The 24793-nt window shown below is 58.5% G+C and carries 20 protein-coding genes; 14 read left to right on the top strand and 6 right to left on the bottom strand.

Annotation, left to right across the window (positions count from 1 at the left end; all coding sequences use genetic code 11):
* Positions 1-310 precede the first annotated feature (310 nt).
* The 5 genes from AC07N4_RS09375 to AC07N4_RS09355 form a co-directional block, all read right to left on the bottom strand.
* The gene (locus tag AC07N4_RS09375; RefSeq protein WP_493065341.1) at positions 311-1057 is read right to left on the bottom strand and encodes a hypothetical protein; all 747 of its coding nucleotides are present in this window, start codon (positions 1055-1057) and stop codon (positions 311-313) included.
* A complete protein-coding gene (locus tag AC07N4_RS09370) occupies positions 1054-4542 on the bottom strand; it encodes a T6SS effector BTH_I2691 family protein (RefSeq protein WP_493065342.1) in 3489 nt (1162 codons plus the stop codon). The genes AC07N4_RS09375 and AC07N4_RS09370 overlap by 4 nt, the downstream gene beginning before the upstream one ends.
* Positions 4542-5420, bottom strand: coding sequence for a DUF4123 domain-containing protein (locus AC07N4_RS09365; protein ID WP_102619563.1), 879 nt, complete (start codon positions 5418-5420; stop codon positions 4542-4544). Before AC07N4_RS09365 ends, AC07N4_RS09370 begins: the two co-directional genes overlap by 1 nt.
* Positions 5417-7468, bottom strand: coding sequence for a type VI secretion system Vgr family protein (locus AC07N4_RS09360; RefSeq protein WP_493065343.1), 2052 nt, complete (start codon positions 7466-7468; stop codon positions 5417-5419). The genes AC07N4_RS09365 and AC07N4_RS09360 overlap by 4 nt, the downstream gene beginning before the upstream one ends.
* A gap of 130 nt (positions 7469-7598) precedes the next feature.
* On the bottom strand, positions 7599-8114 hold the full coding sequence (locus AC07N4_RS09355) for an Hcp family type VI secretion system effector (protein WP_007918282.1): 516 nt from the start codon (positions 8112-8114) through the stop codon (positions 7599-7601).
* A gap of 527 nt (positions 8115-8641) precedes the next feature.
* Between AC07N4_RS09355 and AC07N4_RS09350 the strand changes: the two genes are divergently transcribed.
* The 14 genes from AC07N4_RS09350 (at position 8642) to AC07N4_RS09285 (ending at position 23910) form a co-directional block, all read left to right on the top strand.
* Entirely contained in the window at positions 8642-10264 is a 1623-nt protein-coding gene (locus tag AC07N4_RS09350; RefSeq protein WP_096819669.1) for a methyl-accepting chemotaxis protein, read from the top strand.
* Complete coding sequence (locus AC07N4_RS09345; protein WP_273539128.1) at positions 10264-10800, top strand: chemotaxis protein CheW; 537 nt, start codon at positions 10264-10266, stop codon at positions 10798-10800. The genes AC07N4_RS09350 and AC07N4_RS09345 overlap by 1 nt, the downstream gene beginning before the upstream one ends.
* On the top strand, positions 10797-12071 hold the full coding sequence (locus AC07N4_RS09340) for a CheR family methyltransferase (RefSeq protein ID WP_493065344.1): 1275 nt from the start codon (positions 10797-10799) through the stop codon (positions 12069-12071). The genes AC07N4_RS09345 and AC07N4_RS09340 overlap by 4 nt, the downstream gene beginning before the upstream one ends.
* A complete protein-coding gene (locus tag AC07N4_RS09335; RefSeq protein ID WP_096819677.1) occupies positions 12071-12754 on the top strand; it encodes a chemotaxis protein CheW in 684 nt (227 codons plus the stop codon). The genes AC07N4_RS09340 and AC07N4_RS09335 overlap by 1 nt, the downstream gene beginning before the upstream one ends.
* Positions 12751-15045 (top strand): hybrid sensor histidine kinase/response regulator, encoded by a 2295-nt coding sequence (locus AC07N4_RS09330; protein WP_493065345.1) that lies wholly within the window; start codon positions 12751-12753, stop codon positions 15043-15045. The genes AC07N4_RS09335 and AC07N4_RS09330 overlap by 4 nt, the downstream gene beginning before the upstream one ends.
* Entirely contained in the window at positions 15042-16052 is a 1011-nt protein-coding gene (locus AC07N4_RS09325) for a chemotaxis response regulator protein-glutamate methylesterase (RefSeq protein ID WP_096819665.1), read from the top strand. Before AC07N4_RS09330 ends, AC07N4_RS09325 begins: the two co-directional genes overlap by 4 nt.
* 48 nt (positions 16053-16100) lie before the next feature.
* Positions 16101-17102: a response regulator gene (locus AC07N4_RS09320; RefSeq protein ID WP_096819664.1), complete on the top strand. Its 1002-nt coding sequence runs from the start codon at positions 16101-16103 to the stop codon at positions 17100-17102.
* Positions 17103-17208: 106 nt separating this feature from the next.
* Positions 17209-18304, top strand: a protein-coding gene (gene prfB / locus AC07N4_RS09315; RefSeq protein ID WP_102621447.1) for a peptide chain release factor 2 whose coding sequence is annotated in 2 segments (ribosomal slippage) — positions 17209-17280 and positions 17282-18304 — 1095 coding nt in all. Because the reading frame shifts where the segments join, the coding sequence is not laid out codon by codon here.
* Between the two features lie 69 nt (positions 18305-18373).
* Positions 18374-19876, top strand: a complete 1503-nt coding sequence (lysS, locus tag AC07N4_RS09310) for a lysine--tRNA ligase (RefSeq protein ID WP_096819662.1) — start codon at positions 18374-18376, stop codon at positions 19874-19876.
* A gap of 118 nt (positions 19877-19994) precedes the next feature.
* Positions 19995-20699 carry a TetR/AcrR family transcriptional regulator gene (locus AC07N4_RS09305; RefSeq protein ID WP_096819676.1) on the top strand — a complete coding sequence of 235 codons (705 nt, stop codon included), beginning with the start codon at positions 19995-19997 and terminating at the stop codon, positions 20697-20699.
* Between the two features lie 46 nt (positions 20700-20745).
* Entirely contained in the window at positions 20746-21300 is a 555-nt protein-coding gene (locus tag AC07N4_RS09300; protein WP_102621446.1) for a hypothetical protein, read from the top strand.
* A 33-nt stretch (positions 21301-21333) separates the two neighbouring features.
* Positions 21334-22611 carry a flavohemoglobin expression-modulating QEGLA motif protein gene (locus AC07N4_RS09295; RefSeq protein ID WP_102621445.1) on the top strand — a complete coding sequence of 426 codons (1278 nt, stop codon included), beginning with the start codon at positions 21334-21336 and terminating at the stop codon, positions 22609-22611.
* 58 nt (positions 22612-22669) lie between these two features.
* On the top strand, positions 22670-23584 hold the full coding sequence (locus AC07N4_RS09290; RefSeq protein ID WP_493065346.1) for an alpha/beta hydrolase: 915 nt from the start codon (positions 22670-22672) through the stop codon (positions 23582-23584).
* A complete protein-coding gene (locus AC07N4_RS09285; RefSeq protein ID WP_493065347.1) occupies positions 23581-23910 on the top strand; it encodes a PA3694 family proteiin in 330 nt (109 codons plus the stop codon). Before AC07N4_RS09290 ends, AC07N4_RS09285 begins: the two co-directional genes overlap by 4 nt.
* Before the next feature lie 64 nt (positions 23911-23974).
* On the opposite strand, the gene lptF is transcribed toward AC07N4_RS09285, so the two are convergent.
* On the bottom strand, positions 23975-24763 hold the full coding sequence (gene lptF, locus AC07N4_RS09280; RefSeq protein WP_096819657.1) for a lipotoxin F family OmpA-related lipoprotein LptF: 789 nt from the start codon (positions 24761-24763) through the stop codon (positions 23975-23977).
* Between the last annotated feature and the right edge of the window lie 30 nt (positions 24764-24793).

The following is a 24793-nucleotide window of genomic DNA, read 5'->3' as shown; positions in this document are numbered from 1 at the left end:
GTCAACTTTGTAAATCACGTCGGTCAGCAAGGACAGATGTCAGAAAAAAATGGGTACGCTAACTATATTAAATAAGTGTCATTCAAAACTGTCCCTTTTGGCGCTTAAGGATTGATTCGAGGTTGGAGGATGGTTATTCGCAAAGGGTTGAGTCTTAGTCTCGTAGTCTCAAACGTATGAGTGTCTTTTACTGAAGCTGTTGTCGCCAAAGAAATAGAATAGTGATAGGTTTGTTTATAAAAGGCAGCCTGTCATTGTGTTTGTGTTTGTGTTTGTGTTTGTGTTTGTGTTTGTGTTTGGTTGTTGTATGTTAATTATACACTTCTACCTTTTCTGTTTCGAAGGAGGCTTCTGGAAGATTTTTTTTGATTGTGGTTGTGATTAATTCCTTTTTTTGGTTGGTGAAAAATATGTAAAGACTCCCGATCGTGAGGTGGTTTGAGTTTTGTTTTTTTATGCTGTAGTGTAGTTCAATAAGCTTTCTGTTCGTTGCTATGGTGACTTTTTTTATCTCTTTCCAGTTTAAGAAGTGATGGTGGTATTCAGTCTGTAGTTGTTGATATTTTTTTGAATTGAGTAGTGAGAAATATATGAGCACCAAGGAGCCGGGGCCTGCGATGGCACCTATTAAAAAAGCTACATTAATAGTCGCTAGATAAATAAAAATAATTGCAGTAAGGCCTGCGAGCCATTTAAGAGAGTTATTTATCCAGGAGGGTATGTTCTTCCATTCACAATACTCTATGCCAGAAGTGGTGAGGCGATATGCGAAATTTATGCGTTGATGGGTCATGCTTGAAATTGAAAGCGATATCAGTACGAAGAAAGACAAGCAAAAAAGGACTCGCCAAGGTTGTTGGATTTCGCTGTAAGCAGAGTATAGGAACGCGGAGGCACCAAACGCTATGCATAGCATAAAGGCAAACATATAGTTGGCCACAGTCGTATTGTAGTTTCTAGCTTTAATTGTCCAGGTTGTAAATTCTGGCTCGTTGGCGAATGTCCATGCGAGTTGTGTCGGAAGTTCTTGGGTTTCTTTTGAAATGAATTGGTTCATTCTCGTTGGCTGTCCGGGACTAGTAGTGTCAATGATTGTGTGCTTTTTTTCTTGAGTACGCTGTCTTCGCTTAGTTCACCATTGAGCACGTTGTTTTTTCTGTCGCCTTCACTTGTTGTCCTCTGTAAATCAAGACGGAACACGTAACCGCGGCCGCCTTCGCGCTGGAGTACTCCTGAAGGGTATAGAACCTCCATTTCGAGTACGGGGCTATCTATACTGGTGTCGATCCATACTTGCCAGATCCGGATGGTGTCAGATTTACTGTATATAAAATCTGCCGGAGTCTTTTGGCTGTCTCCAGGGGCGGCGGGCAGTACCCCCAGTTGTTTCGGGTCAATCCAACAGCCATTAAGTAGTTTTTTGTAAAAACCAGTATCAACCGTTTTTAGCGTATCTTTTGAGAATATATGTTGTTCGATCATGCCAGGTTGCAGCGTAGCTTTTTTTCCACCCAGTGAGTTGGGCAGTTGAAATTGAACCCAAAAGCCCAGCCATTTTCTCGGAGTACTACCACCACCATAATACAGCGCACGGCCTATGACTGTGGGTCGTTGAAGTATCTCTGCCAACGCGGTCATCTGTTTTGGCTGACCTTCATCTCCGATCCATTCGGACTTGGTGCTACGCCCCCAGGTACAGTTGTATAGCCAAAGGCGAAGACCTTCCCTTTTGAAGCGATTAGCCGCCATGCTGATCATTAAATACGCTACGCCTAGTACGGCAATTAGCACAATGATTGGTGATGACATTGCCCAAGAAAACGCAAACCAATGACCTAGATAAATACCCACTGTTTGTGTCACTGCCAGCACCGACATTCCTGTCACAATACCGAGTTTTATTGAAAGTAGTGCCTTCTCTTCCTTGCTCGTTGCATTACCGATTTCAGATGACAATTGCCAAGCCTCAAGGCCGGTAGCGATTGCGCCTAGAGCCGCCCATGTCATTGTGCGTCGAATCAAGCCTCTCGACAGCGTCGCGAACTCATTAGCGGCTGCCTGTTTCGCCGCATCCTTTGCCAAGCCAGCATTTTTAGCTTCTCTCAGCCAAGTTTTCTGAGAGGCTTGAGCCAAACTACGGGTTTTTTGACCTATTTCTGCTGACAATCCGGAAGCTCGACTCCATGCCGGACCTACCCAAAGTCCGACAATTGCGTTCGCAGCATATGCGGCGTTCGACCCGATTGTCCGTAATTCATCTTTGGTGAGAATACCGTCACTTTTTGCCTGTTTGACACTATTGGCAAAATTCCACAGATTTAACCCGACGAGCAATACAGGTAGGGAATTGCCTAAATTCTGATTCACCCATGCTTTGCTTCGATTTAAATACTCGCTACTGCCGTTGGTTTTTAGCCGTAACTGTGATTTTAATTCGGCTTGTCCTAAATCTGACAACCATCCCTGAATTTTTGGAATGCCCGCTGATAGACGAGTGCTACCATTGACCTTTGCTACCATTTTATTGGGTTGGGTTAGAATAAGTTCATCCAGTTCCTTCGTAAGTTTTTCTACCGATATTGCTGCCGAACGTTTGTCATAATGGGTGCCAGGTCTGTTTAGCACACCTTGTTGTGCTTTTAACTGTTTACTAATAGTGCTAGCACTCTGCTGCCAGGTGCGGTTCTCATTTTTGTATGTTGGGACGTAAGTGAGTTGCGTGTTACTGGAAATCTCGGTGGAAAACAAAGCCTGGCTTGCCACCAGGGCCATTGTGGTCTCCCCCTGCAATGCGGGTAGTAAAAAGCTGGCCAGCCCATGCCAAGCATCTTTTGCACTGTTGTTAGCAACTTTGATAAGTGTCGCCATGGCCTGTTTTGCTGAACTGCTCATTGCGCTATAAGTTTTACTATTCTTTACAGCATCAAGATCAAGTATCGCTTTGAGTTCACCTGTTCGAGTTGCTACGTTGGTTGCATCCCCAGAAGTTGTTGGGTCAAGGCTAGGTGAGCTACCATCCCCTTGCTCTCCACTATCATCTAGTTTTCCGGTTGTGCTGAAGTTTTTGGAAACTTTTCTGATGGCCGAAGATAATTCGGGATGGAAGTTGAATAACGCTGTACCAAAAAGCTTGCTTGGCTCCTTGGCTTGTTTACAGAGCCATTTTTGCCCTTTTTCACCGTTGCCAAGTGATGTGTAAACTGCGTGTGCGATTTCTAACAGCTTACTGGATTGTTTTTCATTGCAGGTGTCATGATAAATGGCCTCCGCATTAGGGCTGAGTTTGTCGAGCCAAACAATCAAATCTTCTTCGCTATTTCTACAATGATTTTGTAGTTTTAGCGCTTCGATGGTGGTTTTACTGATGTACTTTAGTACTTCGTCAAAACGTACATCTTCTCGCCAGTAGCGTTTGGAGTTCCACTCGTCAAGTGCTCTTTTCCATTTTTCACGATTAGGTAGATTTTTCCATTTGGCTTTGAATACGGATTCAGCTGCATTGTTATTTGGTGCCGCTCCCGTCTCAACCAGACCTTCGAAAGCGCCGTCGACTAAATCCTTGCCATGTTGAATCTGCTCATGATTTTTTAAAAGTTTGTAAAGGTCATCAGTATAAGCTTGACGCTGAATCGGGTCTTTGATTGTTGATGGAATAAACGTTTCTGCGTCGAATCCACATAAATTTTGTACTGCAAAGGCACTCTGAAGGTCATGTTGGTGCAGTTGTTCAAATTGACTCTGCTCCATCAATCGCCCGATAAGGTTCATGTTTAAGTCATCAACAATCGCCAGTGGATCATCCAAAGCGATAAACAAGGCGGTGTCCTGCTCGGGAACTTTACCGCGAACCAAAGCTTCTTCAAATGCCGGTTTAAACGGACCACCGGTCTCTGGTGCTCTTGTTGGCAAAAGGGTACTAGTAAAAGTGGGAGCACTTTTGCCAGCGACGAGGATGTCCGAAACGCTTTTACCTAATTCGGCAATCGGACCGCCATGGCCTACTTTTGCGCTCTTGCAGAAGCCCGCCAGATCGACTTTTCGCATCCATTGGGTCTGTTCCGTCTTGCTATTTCGCATCAGTTCGCACATGCGCCAAGTCCATTGGACTGGAGAATAGGCAATACGCAACTGATTACGGCGGGGATAGAGCAGGTATGAATGTGTTTCGCCAGGGTTGTTGCGCACATCCTGGTTTAGTTGGCTGTCAGTCCACTTATGACGGGTGAATTGTTCGCCTTTGACCTGGTACTCGTGGAAGGTCTTATCAACGCTGTCCCATACATACAGCCAGCCATCGCGCAGTTGGCGAAGGGTGTAGCTGCGGGTCTTGAGTTCAGCCGGTTTGTCTGACCAGTCTTTAGGTAGCGGATTCGGACCTTGGGCGCTGCCTTTTTTGGGGGACTCATCCACCGCGTAGCGCACCGGGAAAATGGCGACTTCACCAGCCATCAGTGCGCACTGTCCCGATCCCATGGTCGTGTTGGTGAAATTCTGGTTTCGGTTGGCCTGTTTCAGTTGGGCGTCAGTCGCGGGCTGAGTCATCACACTTCCTTGTTGATTTCGATGTCCAGGCAATCGTTGTCCATCTTCTGGATACGGATTTCTGGAGCGAGCCTGGAGGCCTCCGGGGTGCGGGCCAACCAGTTCTGATAAGGCTCATTCACGTGCTCAGTGAATCCTGCCCCCCATCGCAGGCTGTATTCCACCCAGATAGCGAGACTACGTTCACTTGACAGTCCCCAAGCTTGAGCTTCATCCAGTCGTTCATCAAACCACTGGGTGCGACTGCTCAATTTCAGGGTAGCGAGGTGCCGAGGATGGTATTGCTCAAAATTTTCGTGCAGTCGCTCCATGAATTGCCAGCGCGCCGCGTGTCCAAGTGCATCCAGTTGTGTTTGCCCCAATTGGGCGTAGCTGTCTTGCCACGCCAGTGGAGCAGAGGTCCGAAGAAAATTTAACCATTGAACAGCTGGGTTTGCTTCCCACGAATGCGGTCGTTCAGGTATCGACCATGATTCGATCGGGCCAAGTATCACATTCAGGTGTTCACCCTTATAACTGCCTAGCCAATATCGTGTGACTAGTGGGTCGGCGAAGCGAAGCATTCCGTTGCCACCCAACACATCGGAAGGTGCGATATACCGTCTCAAGTGGTCCGCAACAACACTCATTGGGGCAGAACTGTATAGCAGGCTGGCGTCTATTTGATGGTTAGCATTCTGATACGTCTGGCTAATCATGCTCGTTGAACTTGAGGGCTTCACCAATATTGGCCCCAGATCCATCAACTCCGCCCAACGCGTTCCCAGGTACAGCGGTTCAATTTCCAGCGGCTCGCCAAGCTGGTAAAGGCTGGCAATCGCGTTGGGGCGCAGGACGCCGTCGATCAACAAGAAATTGGCTTTGGACGCGTTATTCACTTGGCGGCTTCCTTTGCAGCTTCCTTGGCAGCCCTCTCGCAAATCTCACAACGTGGAGTGCCCCGCATCAACGCCTGCCGCTGCGCCGGCACCAACAACTTCCCGGCCTTATCCGTATCCGCCTGCTTCAACGGCCCCGGCATCAACGGCGCCGCACCGGTCCCGCTCCCCGGTCCACCGCCGGAGTTGATGTTGATCGCCGGCCCACTCATGGTCACACCGCCGCCATCGATCTTGATGAAGCTGCCACCGCCGACCAACGTCAGTTCAGCCCCAGCCTCCAGCACCACTTTCATCCCGCTGCTCAGGTGAATTTCCTGCCCCGCGTCGATGAATTGTCCGGTGCCGATCTTGATGTGCTGGTTCACGCCCACGGTCAGGTGGTCGTTGGCCCGTGCTTCGACTTTGCGGTCTTCGTAGACGGTGTGGTGTTCTTCGGCCTTGAATTCCGTGTAGCTGTTCTTTTCCACGACGTCGTGGCGTTCGTTGCCGACGCGGATTTTCTGGTCGTGTTCGATGTTTTCGTCCCAGTCGCGCTGGGCGTGGAGGAAGATCTGTTCCTGGCCTTTCTTGTCTTCGATGCGCAGTTCGTTGAAGCCACCGCCGCCCATCGAGCTCAGGGTCTTGAAAGTGGTGCGCGTCTTGTTCGCCGGCAGGGCGTACGGGACGGTGTTTTCCTTGTGGTACAGGCAGCCGCTGATCAGCGGCTGGTCGGGGTCGCCTTCGAGGAAGGTGACCAGCACTTCCATGCCGATGCGTGGAATGGCGATGCCGCCGTACTGGGCGCCGGCCCAGGCGCTGGAGACGCGCAACCAGCAGCTGGTCTTGTCGTTGGCCTGGCCTTCACGATCCCAGTGGAACTGGACTTTGACGCGGCCGTATTCGTCGCAGTGGATTTCCTGGCCTTTCGGGCCGGTGACCACGGCGCTCTGGCTGCCGAGGATGCGCGGTTTCGGGTGGCGCAGGGGCGGGCGGTTCGGCACGTCCCACGGGGTCGCCTGGAAGCGGTTGCGGTAGCCCTGATGGAAATCGTCTTTCAGCGCGGTGGTGTCGCTGGTCACCGATTCTTCCAGCACTTGCGGCTGCTTGCCTTCGTGATGGACTTCGGTGAGCAGCCACAGGTCGTTCCACTTGGCCTTCGGGTGTTCTTTCAGCGCGAGGAAATGGCCGCTGACCAGCAGCGGCTGGTCGCTCTTGCCTTCGGCGAGCTGGAAGTCGCTGCGATGGCGTTCGAGGGCGCGTTTGGCCAGGTGCTTGCCGCGCTCGCGGTCGACGAAACGGCCCGGGTAATCGTAGTCCTCGAGGTCGGGCAGGGCGTCGCCACGGTTTTCGCTTTCGAGGGTGATGCGCGGTTTTTCGAAGTCGTAATCGCGGCGGGTGGTGCGGCTGGTACGGGTTTCCAGGCGCAGGTCGAAGCGCTTGATCACCGGGTCGCTGGCGACCATGCCGGAGTCCTGCTGATAGGCCACCGGCGCCAGTTTGTGGAACACCGTCTGGTCGTCGCCGAACACCAGTTTGTGCGCCGTGGCGCTGTGCTGGAAGTGGTAGTGAATGCCTTCTTCTTCGCACAGGCGCTGGATGAAATGCAGGTCCGATTCGTCGTACTGCACGCAGTAGATGCGCTCGGGGTAGATCGAACCGGTCTGGAACGCATAGGCGTTGCCCTGGATGCCATGTTCTTCGAGGACCTTGCCGATGATTTTCGGCACGCTGAGGTTCTGGAAGATCCGCTGGTTGATCCGGTGCGCCAGGTACGCCAGTTGCGGGCGCAGGGTCACGGAGTAACGCGTCAGGCGCTTGCCGGAATCGCCTTGCGCGGCGCGGTAGATCAGGCCGTGGATGCCGCTGCCGTCGGGCGACAGCTGCAGAAAGGCCGGTTTGTGCAGCAGGGTTTCGAGGTCCAGCGACGGCTGCTCACTGACCAGCTCCACCTCGAACACAAAAGGTTGGCTGATGGCTTCCCGACCGGTGAGGGTAAACACCTGAAAGTCGTTGGAAAGACCTTCGATGGTCAGGGCAAAGTGAGTTTCATTGGCCGGCGCGAACATCCCTTGTTCCTCGTGCTGTACAGCGGCGTTCGTCGATGACCGCCAGGCGGATCAACGCACGCGAAATTCTGGAGGGCGTAAACAACATCGACCAGCAGAGCTGGCCGATGCTTGAAACGATCAGCCGTAATTAAACGACTGGAGCACGCCAGTCATCGGAACCCGAAGTACCGGATACTTCGTGGGTCCAGGTGATTTTGCGGTAGGTGAACTGCACTTCTTCCAGGTGAGTGAAGTGCGAATTGCCTGGATCCTGGCAGTTGTGCATTTTGTTGTTGATGGCGACGATGATCGCGTCTTCCAGTTTGGTGGTGTAGTAGTGCTCTTGGGTGCCTTGAGCCGAAGTGCGGTACCACTGGATAACGATTTCGCTCATGCGCTCGCCGGAGGTCAGAGCCGCTTGCAGCAGAGGCGAAGCCTTGTCGTAGACCTTGGTGATCACAACTGGCTTGTGAACGCGCTGACCGGTTGGCTGACCGGATTGTGGGTCACGCGGGATGATCACGTCGTGGGTGAAAGCCTGAACCATAACCTGGTCTTCGTGGCCTTCCTGATAGGTGTTGCCAACGGAGTCGGCGGTGAAGGCGCCGGCAGTGATCAGGCCTTGTTTTTCGCCGGTAACCGACATGTACGCTGGTGTTGCCATGGGATGCTCTCCTTGCGGATAAAGTTAGGGTGCCCGGGAGGCGAAATCGCCCGGTGGGTGCCAAAGCTATATCAAGGACCGTGCCAGCTTTGCCAAAGTCTCCGTGATACGGGGGCGAAACTGCTGTTAAGTGCATGTTTCAAGATGTTTCATGCCAAATTAAGGCCAAAAGTGCGCAACTTCTTGCGCAGTACTGCGCAAGAAGTTGCGCACTCGGCTACAGGCGACGGTACTCGGGGGCTGTAGCGATATCGGGCGGCGATTTTGCGAATCAAGTGCGCAAGAAGTTGCGCACCATGGCACATGGCTACTATGTCGCCAGATCATCTAAAACCGAAATGGCCAATCCATCGCCCCTTTTTGCCATTGCGTCACTGGCACGCCGCCCTCCGATTGCTTGAAAGTCCCTATCCAGAGCCCACCCCGTTTAACACCGGTAGGCTTGAGCGCGGCAAACCGTCTTATAAATGAAACACCGCCCTCAGCTATACTCCCCCGCAATTTCGATCTGGCCCCGAGGACTGACTGTGAAGAACTGGACGTTGCGCCAACGCATTTTGGCGAGCTTTGCGGTGATTATCGCCATCATGTTGCTGATGGTGGTCGTCTCGTATTCTCGGCTGCTGAAGATCGAAGCCAGTGAAAACAGCGTCCGTGACGACGCGATTCCCGGCGTCTATTACAGCTCGATGATCCGCGGCGCGTGGGTCGACAGTTACCTGCAGACCCAGGAGTTGCTGGGGCTGAAAGAAGGGCAGGGCGTTAGCAGTGAAGACGCGGCGGACTATCAGTCCTTCGAGAAACGTCTCCAGGAGCAGATGGCCAACTACCGCAACACCGTGACCACCGACGAGGACCGGATCGAGTTCGCCGCGTTTGAAAAGGATCACGACAACTACATGAAGATCCAGGACGCCGTGCTGGATCTGCACAAGCGCAATCTGGAAGCCGATGCGGTCAAGCTGTTCAACGAGAAGCTGACCCCGGCCTGGGTTGGCGGCCGCATGAAGCTCAACGACATCATCGGCGAGAACAAGAAAGTCGCCGACCAGGCCATGGCCAACATCGACGACGCGGTGGCGGCAGCCAAGGTCAGCATGTTTGTCTCGTTGCTGGTGGCCGTGCTGGCTGCCGGTTTCTGCGGTCTGTTGCTGATGCGCGCGATCATGGCGCCGATGAACCGCATCGTGCAGATCCTCGAAGTCATGCGTACCGGCGACCTGAGCAGCCGCTTGAACCTTGAGCGCAAGGATGAGTTCGGCGCCGTGGAAACCGGCTTCAACGACATGATGACCGAGCTCACCTCGCTGGTGTCCCAGGCCCAGCGCTCGTCGGTGCAGGTCACCACGTCGGTGACAGAGATCGCCGCCACCTCCAAGCAACAACAGGCGACCGCCACCGAAACCGCTGCCACCACGACCGAAATCGGCGCGACGTCTCGCGAGATCGCGGCGACCTCCCGTGACCTCGTGCGCACCATGACCGAAGTGTCCACCGCCGCCGATCAGGCCTCGGTACTCGCCGGTTCCGGCCAACAAGGCCTGGCGCGCATGGAAGACACCATGCACTCGGTGATGGGCGCTGCGGACTTGGTGAACGCCAAACTGGCGATCCTCAACGAGAAGGCCGGCAACATCAATCAGGTAGTTGTCACCATCGTCAAGGTCGCCGACCAGACCAACCTGTTGTCCCTGAACGCCGCGATCGAAGCGGAGAAGGCCGGTGAGTACGGTCGCGGTTTCGCCGTGGTCGCCACCGAAGTGCGGCGTCTGGCGGATCAGACGGCTGTCGCTACTTATGACATCGAACAGATGGTTCGCGAGATCCAGTCGGCGGTGTCGGCCGGGGTGATGGGCATGGACAAGTTCTCCGAGGAAGTGCGTCGCGGCATGTCCGAGGTCCAGCAGGTGGGCGAGCAGCTGTCGCAGATCATCCATCAGGTGCAGGCGCTGGCGCCGCGGGTGTTGATGGTCAACGAAGGCATGCAGGCCCAGGCCACGGGCGCCGAGCAGATCAACCATGCGCTGGTGCAACTGGGTGATGCCAGCAGCCAGACCGTCGAGTCGTTGCGTCAGGCCAGTTTCGCCATCGACGAACTGAGCCAGGTGGCCGTGGGCCTGCGCAGCGGCGTTTCGCGATTCAAAGTCTGATGAGCGAAATCACCGCCAAACGCAGCGCTGCACCGGTAGCGAAGCAGGCGTTGTTCCTGCTGTTTCGCATCGGCAGCGAACGCTACGCCCTGCGTGCCACGGAAGTGGCGGAAGTGTTGCCGCGCCTGCCGTTGAAGCCGATTGCCCGGGCGCCGCATTGGGTGGCGGGGGTGTTTGCCTATCGCGGTTCGGTGGTGCCGGTAATCGACCTCAGCGCCCTGACGTTCGGTCACCCCGCCGAAGCGCGCACCAGCACGCGGCTGGTGTTGGTGCATTACCGCACGGATGATTCGCAACCCTCGCAATGGCTCGGCTTGATCCTCGAGCAGGCCACCGACACCCTGCGTTGCAACCCGGATGATTTCCAGCCGTACGGCCTCGACAATCGTCAGGCGCCGTACCTGGGCCCGGTGCGCGAAGACGCTCGCGGACTGGTGCAATGGGTGCGGGTCAATGATCTGTTGGACGAGACGGTGCGCCCGCTGTTGTTCCCGACGCCGCCGTTGGACCCGGCGCGGCTTGAGGAGCAGCCATGAGCAGCGACCAGCGCTTCTTCGATTTCCTCAAGGAACGCATCGGTCTCGACGTCGCCTCGGTCGGGCCGGCGATCATCGAGCGGGCGGTGCGCCAGCGCATCATCCTGTCGCAGATGGTCACGGCCGATGAATATTGGCAAACGCTGCAAGGTTCACGGGACGAACAGCAAGCGCTGATCGAGGCGGTGATCGTCCCCGAGACCTGGTTTTTCCGTTACCCGGAATCCTTCGCCACCTTGGGAAAACTGGCGCGCAAACGCCTGGCCGAGCTGAACAACATGCGTGCGCTGCGCATTCTCAGCCTGCCGTGCTCCACTGGTGAAGAACCTTATTCGATTGCCATGGCATTGCTCGACGCGGGCCTCAAACCCCATCAGTTCAAGGTCGATGGCATGGATGTCAGCCCCTTGTCGGTGGACAAGGCGCAACGGGCGCTGTACGGCAAGAACTCGTTTCGCGGCCAGGAACTGGCGTTCCGCGAACGGCATTTCATGCCGGAGGACGAAGGCTATCGCCTGAATGAATACGTGCGCGAACAGGTGCGTTTGCAGGTCGGCAATGTGCTGGATCCGACGCTGTTGGCCAGCGAGCCACCGTTCGATTTCGTGTTCTGTCGCAACCTGCTGATCTATTTCGATCAACCGACCCAGCAACAGGTGTTCGCCGTACTCAAGCGCCTGACCCATGTGGATGGCGTACTGTTTATCGGCCCGGCTGAGGGCAGCCTGCTCGGACGGCTGGGCATGCGCTCGATCGGGATTCCGCAGTCTTTCGCGTTCAGTCGCCACAGCGACCCGCAACCCGAACCATTGCCAATGCCGGTCGCCATCCCGACACCGTTGCCCGTGCGCCAGCCGGTGCGCAGCGCGCCTCCGCCGCCCGTGCGCGACCGGCCGTTTGCCGCGGTGACACCGTTGCCCGCCACCGTCAAAAGCCCGAATCCCGACGCCACGACCCTGCTGGCCAACATCGCTGCCCTGGCCAACGAAGGCAAAAGCGCCGAAGCCCGCGCTGCGTGCGAACAGTATTTGCGCAGCCATGAGCCGGTGGCCCAGGTGTTTTACTGGCTTGGCCTGCTCAGCGATGTTGCCGGCAGTGCTCTCGAAGCCCAGGGTTTTTACCGCAAGGCTTTGTACCTCGAGCCGCAACACGCCGAAGCCTTGATGCACCTGGCCGGGTTGCTGCAGGCCCAGGGCGACACGGCCGGTGCCAGACGATTGCAGGAGCGCGCCGCCCGCAGCGGCCGCACCGCCGATAGTGAGCGTAAATGATGATCCCGTCCGACACCTTGAACGTCACCCACGAAGACGCCCGGGCCATCGACGATTGCTGGAATCGCATCGGCATCCACGGCGACAAGTCCTGCCCGCTGCTGGAAGAACACATTCACTGCCGCAATTGCTCGGTGTATTCCGCCGCCGCCACGCGCCTGCTCGACCGCTATGCGCTGCAGCAGGACGAACGCGATCCGGTGGCGATCCAGGTTGAGACCGAGCTGAAAACCCGTTCGCTGCTGATGTTCCGCCTCGGCGAAGAATGGCTCGGCCTGGCCACCCGCAGTCTGGTGGAGGTCGCGCCGTTGCAGGCGATTCACTCTCTGCCGCATCAGCGCTCCCGGGCCTTGCTCGGCGTGGCGAACGTGCGCGGTGCGCTGGTGGCGTGCCTGTCGCTGGTCGAACTGCTCGACCTCGACAGCAACGCCGCCCCGGCGACGGGCGCACGGATCATGCCGCGCATGCTGATCATCGCGGCCCAGGGCGGGCCGGTGGTGGTGCCGGTGGACGAAGTCGACGGGATTCACGCCATCGACGAGCGAATCCTCGATGCCGCGTCGCGTTCCGGGGCGCAGGCCAGTGCGAAATACACCCGAGGCGTGTTGCCTTTCAAAGGTCGAAGCCTGCGTTGGCTGGATGAAGAACAGCTGCTGTCCGCCGTGACCCGGAGCCTCACATGACCCCCGAGCAAATGCGCGACGCCTCCCTGCTGGAGCTGTTCAGCCTCGAAGCCGAAGCCCAGACCCTGGTGCTCAGCGCCGGGCTGCTGGCGCTGGAACGCAATCCGACCCAGGCCGATCAGCTCGAGTCGTGCATGCGGGCGGCGCATTCGTTGAAAGGTGCGGCGCGGATTGTCGGCATCGACAGCGGCGTCAGCGTCGCCCACGTAATGGAAGATTGTCTGGTCAGTGCGCAGGAAGGGCGGCTGTTCCTGCGCCCGGAACACATCGACGCGTTGTTGCAGGGCACCGACTTGCTGATGCGCATCGCCACGCCGGCCAACGGCCCGCAACCGGCGGACATCGAGGCATACGTGGCGTTGATGGGCAGTTTGCTCGATCCGGCTGCGCCGGCAGTGGTACCCGCCGCTCCGAGCGCGCCGCCGATGGCCGAGTTGCAGCTTCAGCCACCTCCAGTAGTTGAGCCGACGCCGGTTGACATCCCCGTCGAAACTGCCGAGCCGGAACCAGCACCGCGCAAGAGCAAGCGCACCACCGAAGGCGGCGAGCGGGTTCTGCGGGTTACCGCCGAGCGCCTGAACAGCCTGCTCGATCTGTCGAGCAAATCCCTGGTGGAAACCCAGCGTCTGAAGCCGCATCTGGCCACGATGCAACGCCTCAAGCGCATGCAGAACAACGGTCTGCGGGCGCTGGAAAGTCTCAATGTGCATCTCAAGGAGCATGCCCTGAGCCTTGAGGCCCAGGAAGCGCTGGAGGACGCGCGGCGTTTGCTCGCCGAATCCCAGCAGTTGCTGGCAGAAAAAAACGCCGAGCTCGACGAGTTTGCCTGGCAAGCGAGCCAGCGCGCGCAAGTGCTCTACGACACCGCGCTGGCCTGCCGCATGCGGCCGTTCGCCGATGTGCTGTCCGGTCAGGTGCGGATGGTGCGCGACCTCGGTCGCAGTCTCGGCAAACAGGTGCGACTGGAGATTGAAGGCGAGAAAACCCAGGTCGACCGCGATGTGTTGGAAAAGCTCGAAGCACCGTTGACGCACCTGCTGCGCAACGCGGTCGATCACGGCATCGAAACGCCGGAAGAACGCCTGCTCAAAGGCAAGCCTGAGGAAGGTCTGATCCGTTTGCGCGCCTCACACCAGGCCGGTTTGCTGGTACTGGAACTGAGCGATGATGGCAACGGCGTGGACCTGGAAAAGGTCCGCCGCAGCATTGTCGAACGCCAGTTGTCGCCGGCAGAAACCGCCGCCCAGTTGAGCGAAGAAGAACTGCTGACCTTCCTGTTCCTGCCGGGCTTCAGCCTGCGGGACAAGGTCACCGAAGTCTCCGGGCGTGGCGTCGGCCTCGATGCCGTTCAGCACATGGTCCGCCAGCTGCGTGGCGCGGTGGTGCTGGAACAGACGGCAGGCGAGGGCAGCCGCTTCCATCTCGAGGTGCCGCTGACCCTGTCGGTGGTGCGCAGTCTGGTGGTGGAGGTCGGCGATGAGGCCTACGCCTTCCCGCTGGCCCACATCGAGCGCATGTGCGACCTGGCACCGGACGACATCGTGCAGGTCGAAGGGCGCCAGCATTTCTGGCACGAGGGCCGCCATGTCGGGCTCGTTGCGGCCAGTCAGTTATTGCAGCGTCCGGCCAGCCAGAACAGCGGCGATACCCTGAAAGTCGTGGTGATCCGCGAGCGCGACGCGATCTATGGTGTGGCGGTCGAGCGTTTCATCGGCGAGCGCACGCTGGTGGTGCTGCCGCTGGACGAGCGACTGGGCAAGGTGCAGGACATTTCCGCCGGGGCCTTGCTCGACGACGGCTCGGTGGTGCTGATCGTCGATGTCGAAGACATGCTGCGTTCGGTGGACAAACTGCTCAACACCGGGCGTCTGGAGCGCATTGCCCGCCACGGCCATCAGGCCGCAGAAGCGGCGCGCAAACGGATTCTGGTGGTCGACGATTCGCTGACCGTGCGCGAGTTGCAACGCAAACTGCTGCTCAATCGCGGCTATGACGTGGCCGTTGCGGTGGACGGCATGGACGGCTGGAACGCCCTGCGCTCCGAGGACTTTGACCTGTTGATCACCGACATCGACATGCCGCGCATGGACGGCATCGAATTGGTCTCGCTGTTGCGCCGCGACAACCGTCTGCAATCGCTGCCGGTGATGGTGGTGTCCTACAAGGATCGCGAGGAAGACCGGCGCCGTGGACTGGACGCCGGAGCCGACTATTATTTAGCCAAGGCCAGTTTTCATGACGACGCCCTGCTCGACGCGGTGGTTGAGCTCATCGGAGGAGCGCGGGCATGAAAATCGCAATCGTCAACGACATGCCTTTGGCGGTGGAGGCCCTGCGCCGGGCGCTGGCCTTCGAGCCTGCGCATCAGGTGGTGTGGGTCGCCAGCAATGGCGCCGAAGCGGTGCGGCTGTGCGCGGAAAACACCCCGGACCTGATCCTGATGGATTTGATCATGCCGGTGATGGATGGCGTCGAAGCCACCCGGCGCATCATGGCCGAGAGTCCGTGCGCGATTGTCATCGTTACCGTTGACCGCCAGCAGAACGTGCACCGGGTGTTCGAAGCCATGGGCCACGGCGCGCTGGACGTGGTCGACACCCCGGCTCTTGGCGCCGGCAACGCCCAGCAGGCGGCGGCGCCGCTGTTGCGCAAGATTCTGAATATCGGCTGGCTGATCGGCGAGAAAACCGCTCGCGCCCGCCCGGCCCAGACGACACCGCGCAGTTCCGGGTCGTGCCAGCGGCTGGTGGCGATCGGATCGTCAGCCGGTGGGCCGGCGGCGCTGGAGGTTTTGCTCAAAGGCCTGCCGCGCAACTTTTCCGCGGCCATCGTGCTGGTGCAGCATGTCGATCAGGTGTTCGCCGCCGGCATGGCCGAATGGCTGGCCAGCGCCAGCGGCCTGGACGTGCGCCTGGCCCGGGAAGGCGAGCCACCGCAGGCCGGCGCGGTGTTGCTGGCCGGTACCAATCATCACATCCGATTACTCAAGAACGGCACGCTGGCTTACACCGCCGAGCCGGTCAACGAAATCTACCGCCCCTCGATCGACGTGTTTTTCGAAAGCGTCGCCAACTACTGGAACGGTGACGCAGTAGGGGTTTTATTGACCGGGATGGGACGCGACGGGGCGCAAGGGCTTAAGCTCATGCGCCAACAGGGTTACCTGACCATCGCGCAGGATCAGCAAAGCAGTGCGGTGTACGGCATGCCCAAGGCCGCCGCGGCCATTGATGCAGCCGTAGAAATCCGTCCACTGGAAAAGATAGCGCCACGATTGCTGGAGATTTTCCCCAAATGAACACGTCCATCCGCAATCCTGGCCCCCGCAGCACTCAGGTGACCGCCCATGAATGACTTACAGATCGATGACATCAAAACCGACGAGAACGCCGCCATGGTGTTGTTGGTGGACGATCAGGCGATGATCGGCGAAGCCGTGCGCCGTGGGCTGTCGAATGAAGAGAACATCGACTTCCACTTCTGCTCCGACCCGCATCAGGCCGTGGCTCACGCGGTGCGGATCAAACCGACGGTGATCCTGCAGGATCTGGTGATGCCCGGCCTCGATGGCCTGAGCCTGGTGCGCGAATACCGCAATCACCCGGCGACCAAGGACATTCCGATCATCGTCCTGTCGACCAAGGAAGACCCGCTGATCAAGAGCGCGGCGTTTTCGGCCGGGGCCAACGATTACCTGGTGAAGCTGCCGGACAACATCGAACTGGTGGCGCGCATCCGTTATCACTCGCGCTCCTACATGACCCTGCTGCAACGGGACGCGGCCTATCGCGCGTTGCGGGTCAGCCAGCAGCAATTGCTCGACACCAACCTCGTCTTGCAGCGGCTGATGAACTCCGACGGCCTGACCGGGCTGTCCAACCGCCGGCACTTCGACGAATACCTGGAACTGGAATGGCGCCGCTCGCTGCGTGACCAGAGTCAGTTGTCGCTGCTGATGATCGACGTCGACTACTTCAAGTCTTACAACGACACGTTCGGCCACGTCGAAGGCGACGAAGCCCTGCGCAAGGTCGCCACGGCGATCCGCGAGGCCAGCGCCCGGCCGTCCGACCTGCCGGCGCGTTATGGCGGTGAAGAGTTTGCGCTGGTGCTGCCCAACACCTCGCCGGGCGGGGCGCGACTGGTGGCGGAGAAGCTGCGCCAGACCGTGGCGGCACTGAAGATTCCGCACAATGCTCCGGTCGAAGGGTCGAGTCTGACCATCAGCATCGGCCTGGCGACGATGGTGCCGGAGGCGGGCAGCGACTGCCGGTTGCTGATCTCGGCGGCGGACCGTGGTTTGTATCTGGCGAAGAACAATGGGCGCAATCAGGTGAGGATCGAATGAACCATCGGGTTCATTCGCCTCAAGAGCCGCCAGACGGGCTGCCGTGACAGCTTGATTACGTTATACTCGCCGGCTTTCAAAAGTTCGCCAACGAGTGCTGCCCGTCATGGAAATCAACCCGATCCTGAACACCATCAAGGACCTGTCCGAGCGCTCCGAAACTATTCGGGGGTATCTTTGACTACGATCAAAAGCATGAGCGTCTGATCGAAGTCAATCGCGAGCTTGAAGATCCTGCAGTCTGGAACAAACCTGAATACGCCCAGGAACTGGGCCGCGAGCGCGCTGCGCTGGCGCAGATCGTCGACACCCTCGACGAACTGAACGGTGGCCTGGCCGATTGCCGCGAGCTGCTGGACATGGCCGTTGAAGAGAACGACGAGGGCGCGGTCAACGACGTCGTCGAAGTCCTTCAAGGTCTGGAAGAGTCCCTGTCCAAGCTCGAATTCCGCCGTATGTTCAGCCACGAGATGGACCCGAACAACGCCTACCTGGACATCCAGGCCGGTTCCGGCGGCACCGAAGCCCAGGACTGGGCCAACATCCTGCTGCGCATGTACCTGCGCTGGGCCGACAAACGCGGTTTCGACGCGACCATCATGGAGCTGTCGGCCGGTGAAGTCGCCGGGATCAAGGGCGCTACCGTGCACATCAAGGGCGAATACGCCTTTGGCTGGCTGCGGACCGAGATCGGCGTGCACCGTCTGGTGCGCAAGAGCCCGTTCGACTCCGGCAACCGTCGCCACACCTCGTTCTCCGCGGTGTTCGTCTCGCCAGAGATCGACGACAAGGTGGAAATCGAAATCAACCCGGCAGACCTGCGGATCGACACCTATCGTTCCTCCGGTGCCGGTGGTCAGCACGTAAACACCACCGACTCGGCCGTACGTATCACCCACGTACCGACCAACACCGTGGTCAGCTGCCAGAACGAACGTTCCCAGCACGCCAACAAGGACACCGCCATGAAAATGCTGCGGGCCAAGTTGTACGAGCAGGAAATGCAGAAGCGCAACGCGGCGTCCCAGGCGCTGGAAGACACCAAGTCGGATATCGGCTGGGGTCACCAGATCCGTTCGTACGTGCTCGATGCGTCGCGGATCAAGGATCTGCGCACCAACATCGAACGCAGCGACTGCGACAAGGTGCTCGACGGCGACATCGACGAATACCTGGAAGCCAGCCTGAAATCGGGGCTGTAAGCTTTCACCCGACCTCAAGTCCCCCGCCATCGGCGGGGGCAACGAACCTGTGATGGAATATTTAAAGACATGAGCGACCAACAACTCGATCCGCAAGCCCTGCAACAGGAAGAAAACTCCCTGATCGCCCTGCGCAAGGAAAAGCTTGCTGCCGAGCGCGCCAAGGGCAATGCCTTCCCGAACGACTTCCGCCGCGAAAACTACTGCGAAGCACTGCAGAAACAGTACGCGGACAAGACCAAGGAAGAGCTGGCAGAGGCTGCGATCCCGGTCAAGGTTGCGGGTCGCATCATGCTCAACCGTGGCTCGTTCATGGTGATCCAGGACATGACCGGTCGCATCCAGGTCTACGTCAACCGCAAGACCCTGTCCGAAGACACCCTGGCCGCGGTGAAAACCTGGGACATGGGCGACATCATCGCCGCCGAAGGCACCCTGGCCCGTTCCGGCAAGGGCGACCTGTACGTCGAGATGACCAGCGTGCGCCTGCTGACCAAATCCCTGCGCCCGCTGCCGGACAAGCACCACGGCCTGACCGACACCGAACAGCGCTACCGTCAGCGCTACGTTGACCTGATCGTCAACGAAGACGTGCGTCAGACCTTCCGCGTGCGTTCGCAAGTGATCGCGCACATCCGCAGCTTCCTGATGAAGCGCGACTTCCTCGAAGTCGAAACGCCGATGCTGCAGACCATCCCTGGCGGCGCCGCGGCCAAGCCGTTCGAAACCCACCACAACGCGCTGGACATGGAAATGTTCCTGCGTATCGCCCCAGAGCTGTACCTCAAGCGTCTGGTGGTTGGTGGCTTCGAAAAAGTGTTCGAGATCAACCGCAACTTCCGTAACGAAGGCGTTTCGACTCGTCACAACCCTGAATTCACCATGTTGGAGTTCTACCAGGCTTACGCCGACTACGAAGACAACATGGACCTGACCGAAGAACTGTTCCGTGAACTGGCGCAGCTGGTTCTGGGCAGCACCGACGTGCCGTACGGCGACAAGGTGTTCCACTTCGGCGAGCCGTTCGTGCGCCTGTCGGTGTTCGACTCGATCCTCAAGTACAACCCCGAGCTGACCGCCGATGACCTGAACGACATCGACAAGGCTCGCGCCATCGCCAAGAAGGCCGGTGCCAAGGTGCTGGGCTTCGAAGGTCTGGGCAAGCTGCAGGTGATGATTTTCGAAGAACTGGTCGAGCACAAGCTGGAGCAGCCGCACTTCATCACTCAGTACCCGTTCGAAGTGTCGCCGCTGGCCCGTCGCAACGATGACAACCCGAACGTCACCGACCGCTTCGAGCTGTTCATCGGCGGCCGTGAAATCGCCAACGCCTACTCCGAGTTGAACGACGCGGAAGACCAGGCCGAGCGCTTCATGGCGCAGGTGGCCGACAAGGACGCCGGCGACGACGAAGCCATGCACTACGACGCCGACTTCGTTCGCGCGCTGGAGTACGGCATGCCGCCAACGGCCGGTGAAGGTATCGGTATCGACCGTCTGGTGATGTTGCTGACCAACTCCCCGTCGATCCGCGACGTGATCCTGTTCCCGCACATGCGGCCACAAGCGTAAGTGTTTCAATAAAAAAGCCGCCTGAAATGGGCGGCTTTTTATTGCCTGTCTGGTACAAACGTATCAAATGGTTAATTTTGAAGAAAACAACAGAGGTATGCCTGTCGTGATCGGTGCAATGGCTCAAGAGGGTGCAGCGGGAATCGCCACTGCGGTCGCTGAAAGTGTTCAGTACCAGGGCCGCAAGGCCAGCCGACAGGGCAGCGAGCAGCGTCGGCAGGACATTCTCGACGCGGCGATGCGCATTGTCGTGCGCGACGGCGTGCGTGCCGTGCGCCACCGTGCGGTGGCGGCCGAAGCCGGTGTGCCGTTGTCGGCGACCACCTATTACTTCAAGGACATCGATGACCTGCTCACCGATACCTTCGCCCAATACGTTGAACGCAGCGCGGCCTACATGGCCAAGTTGTGGATCAACAACGAAGGCCTGCTGCGCGAAATGGTGGTCAGCGGCGACGGCAGCCCGGAGTCGCGCTCGCAGCTGGCGGACGATATCGCCCGGTTGATGGCTGACTACGTGCACCGGCAACTGGTCAATCGCCGCGAGCACTTGATGGCCGAACAGGCTTTTCGTCAGGAAGCGCTGCTCAACCCGCGTCTGGCGGTATTGGTGCGCTCCCACCAGCAGATTCTGTTGCAGGGCACCTGCCAGTTGTTCCAGGTGCTGGGCTCACGCGAGCCGCAGCAGGATGCCAAGGTGTTGACGGCGATTATCGGACGGATGGAATATCAGGGCCTGCTCAACGACGCCGAGCCTTTGGCCGAAGAGGACATGCTCGGCATTCTGACCCGCTATATGCACCTGGTGCTGGCGTCGATGTAACGCTCCCACAGGTCCGGTGGCGAGTTCGGTTCATAGGGAGTGTTGAATGAAAGCCTGGCGTGGCGCGTTGATCGCGCTGTCGTTCCTGCTGCTCAGCGGTTGTCTGGTGACCTTCAAGGAGCCGCTGCCCGCCAGTGAGCCGGCGCCCAAGGGCCTGCTCGGCCAATGGTCGAGCACCAACGCCTGGGGCGAACCGATGAATCTGGAACTGACGCGCCTGGGCAACGACCGCTATCAGGCGGTCGCGTACTTCAAGTCCAGACCGCGCGAGCGCGAAGCCTATCCGTTCACCGTGTCGCGCCATGGCAACCGCTGGTATCTGTCGGCGAAGGTGCCGGCGCAGTATGGCGGGCACTTCACCATCGCCGGTTTCGAACTCACCGATAAGCACGAACTGGTGATCTACAACCTCGATCTCGAACAGATCAACCAGGCCATCGCGCAGAAAAGCCTCGACGGCCAGGGCTTCCAGACCGATGACGGCGAGGGCGTGCAAGTCGACAGCACTCTCGAAAAGGTCTTTGCTTACCTCGACGACCCGGCCAATTCCGACGTTTTCGTCGAAGCGGCGCGCTATCAGCATCAGGCCAAGGCCAAATAATTCAGTTCGTCATGTTTTCTACAGGAGTTTCGGGTGGACGATTACCAGCAGACGATACGCACGCTGTCCGATCGCATTGTGCTGGCGCAGACGCCGATTCGCGTCCTTGACGCAGTCAAGTGGGACGAGAACATCCGCAAGGGTTTTCTCAAGGCCAAGGGCAAGGAATTGCCGGCGGTGGATCGCGACTACTACCTCAACCGGCCGCTGTCTTTCGATTCGAGCAAGGTGAAGCTGGAATTCCAGAACATCGAGCGCGACATCACTCGCCAGCTCGGCCAGTTCAACCCGGTCGGCCAGATCATGCGCCGCATGTGCAAGGAATACCGGATGGTGGTGCGCATGCTCGAAGCGCGCGGCACCGAGGATTTCGGCCTGATTTCCCAGGAACTGTACGGCGCTGCGTCCGATGCGTTCCACGCCGGTGACCCGACCCTGGCCGACCTTGGCCTGATGATGTCGGACTACCTGAACAACATCGACGGCCGTGGCGACCTGAAGGACGAACCGAAGATCCTCACCGCCAAGGATGCCGTGCACCTGCTGCAAACCCGCCTGAACAAGGTGTTCGGCGAGGCCGAGGAAACCATCCGCGTGTTCGAGTCCGACGGGATCGTCGCCGACGCGGCGGCGGGCGCCGACTACATCAAGATCCGCACCGACGCGATGTTCAACGACCGCGACGTGCGCGCGCTGGAAGTCCACGAAGGCCTGGTGCACGTCGGCACCACGCTCAACGGTCTGAACCAGCCGATCTGCACCTTCCTGTCCAAGGGCCCACCCTCGTCGACCGTGACTCAGGAAGGCCTGGCGATCCTGATGGAAATCATCACGTTCGCCTCCTACCCGAGCCGTTTGCGCAAACTAACCAACCGCACCCGCGCCATTCATATGGTCGAGGAGGGCGCGGACTTCCTGCAGATCTTCGAGTTCTTCCGTGAGCAGGGCTTTGAAATGGCCGAAAGCTATGGCAATGCCAGTCGGGTTTTCCGGGGATCGACGCCGACCGGTCTGCCATTCACCAAAGACTTGTCCTACCTCAAGGGCTTCATCATGGTTTACAACTACATTCAGTTGGCCGTGCGCAAGGGCAAGCTTGAGCAGATCCCGCTGTTGTTCTGCGGCAAGACAACCCTTGAGGACATGCGAACCCTGCGTCAGCTGGTGGACGAAGGCCTGGTGGTACCGCCGAAGTATCTGCCGGACCAGTTCCGCGACATGAACGCGTTGTCGGCGTGGATGTGCTTCTCCAACTTCCTCAATCACTTGAGCCTGGACCGGATCGAGGCCGATTACTCGAACATCCTGTAGCCCCCTTGAACGTTCCCACGCGCTGCGTGGGAACCCGAATTTCGCGAGGTTTCAACGGATGAGAATCCTCGGCATCTTCTGCCTGCTCCTGACCCTCGGCGGTTGCAGCTCTTTGCTGTTCTACCCCGAGCCGGGTCAGATCTTCACGCCGGAAAAGGCCAAACTCGAATACCGCACCGTCACCCTGACCACCGCCGACGGCCTCAAGCTGAACGCCTGGTGGCTGCCGGCCAAACCCGGTGTCGAGGTCAAGGGCACGGTCCTGCACCTGCACGGCAACGGCGGCAACCTGCCGATGCACCTGGGCGGGAGCTGGTGGTTGCCGAAAAACGGCTATCAAGTGCTGCTGGTGGACTATCGCGGTTACGGCTTGTCCGAGGGCGAGCCGAGCCTGCCGGCGATCTATCAGGACATCGACGCCGCGTTCGCCTGGCTGGACAAGGCGCCGGAAGTTCAAGGCAAACCGCTGGTGTTGCTGGGCCAGAGCCTCGGTGGCTCGATGGCCGTGCATTGGCTGGTGCAACATCCGGAAAGACAAAAACAGCTCAAGGCGCTGGTGCTCGACGGCGTGCCCGCCAGTTATCGCAGCGTCGGCCAGTACGCCCTCAGCACCTCATGGATGACTTGGCCGTTCCAGGTGCCGCTGTCGTGGCTGGTGCCGGACGGTGACAGCGCGATCAACGCGATGCCGCAACTCAACGGCGTGCCGAAACTGATCTTCCACAGCCTTGACGATCCGCTGGTGCCCCTTTCCAACGGCATCCGTCTGTATCAAGCTGCGCCGCCGCCTCGCGTGCTGCAACTGACCCGAGGTGGCCATGTGCAGACCTTCGGCGACCCGGTGTGGCGCCAGGTGATGCTGCGCTACCTCGACGATCCCGAGCACTTCAACGGCCTGCGCCGCCTCGGCGAAGTCCCGAATTATCCGCCTCCCCAGAATTCTGAAGCTGAACCACCAGAGAGTCCGCAATGAGTGAAGAACGTAACGCCATCCCGCTGATCATCACCGGTATCTGCAGCATCCTCGGCACTGTTGGTGCCCTGTGGTACTACGGCTACCTGCACTTCGCCAAACCCGAGGATGCGTTGCTGCTCAACGAATTCACCATGCTCAAGACCATTCCCGGCGAAGACTACAAAGTCTCCCTGGACCCGGCGCCGCAAGTGGCGCAATGCATCGATGGCGTGCTGGTGCTGTTCGACACCGAACAGAAAGGCCTGACCGGGGTGCTGATCAACGGCCAGAAAAAGGCTGTGCGCTGCATGGGCCAGGAGACCCCGCAGGAGCTGGAAGAGTAAGCCTGCGGCAAACAAAAGCCCCGCCTGATCATTCAGGCGGGGCTTTTTCGTTACCGCTTGACGCTTAGTTCGAGCTGACAGCCGAACGCGGAATCACCGGCTGGTTGTCGTTGGAAATGGTCACTTCCACCCGACGGTTCATCGCACGGCCCGAGACGCTGCCGTTATCCGCCACCGGGTATTCCTTGCCATAACCCTGCACCACGATGCGCGACGGATCGACGCCCATTTTGATCAGCGCCACCTGCACCGAAGTCGCACGACGCTCGGACAGCGACTGGTTGTAGTTCGCCGCGCCAGTGCTGTCGGTGTAGCCCTCGACGATCACTTTGCGATCAGGGTTTTCCTGAAGGAATTGCGCCAGTTTGTTGATGTTCACCAGGCCGCTGGATTTCAGGTCAGCCTTGTTGGTGGCGAACAGCACGTCACCGAAGGTCACCAGCGTACCGCGATCGGTCTGCTTGGCGTTGAGGCTGTCCTGCAACTGCTTGATCTGTTGATCGCGGGCATCCAGACGTGCCTGGGCACGTTGGGCGGAGGCGTTCTTCAGGTTGTTTTCAGCGGTGCGCAGGGCGATGGTCTGCTTGGCCACTTCCACGCGCTGGTTGGTCAGGTAGGCCAGTTGGTCAACCTTGGCCGCGTTTTCCTTGTCCAGATAGGCCTTGTCAGCCTTGTCCAGGTAATCGCTGGCGTCCTTGGTTTCCAGTGCGGCCACTTTGCTCGCCTGCGGGTTGGCCTGCAGACCGGCGTAGTTGGTGCGCGCCTGTTCCAGGTTCGGGTTCGGCGGCGTCGAGCAGGCAGCCAGGGCAACACTTGCGGCCAGCAGAGCGGGGATCATCAGTTGTTTACGCATAATCGTTCGTCCTTTCTATCGGTAAGAGAT

It is taken from the genome of Pseudomonas sp. GW821-FHT09E04 (genome assembly GCF_059416185.1).
This window is presented reverse-complemented; position numbering and strand designations above follow the sequence as displayed.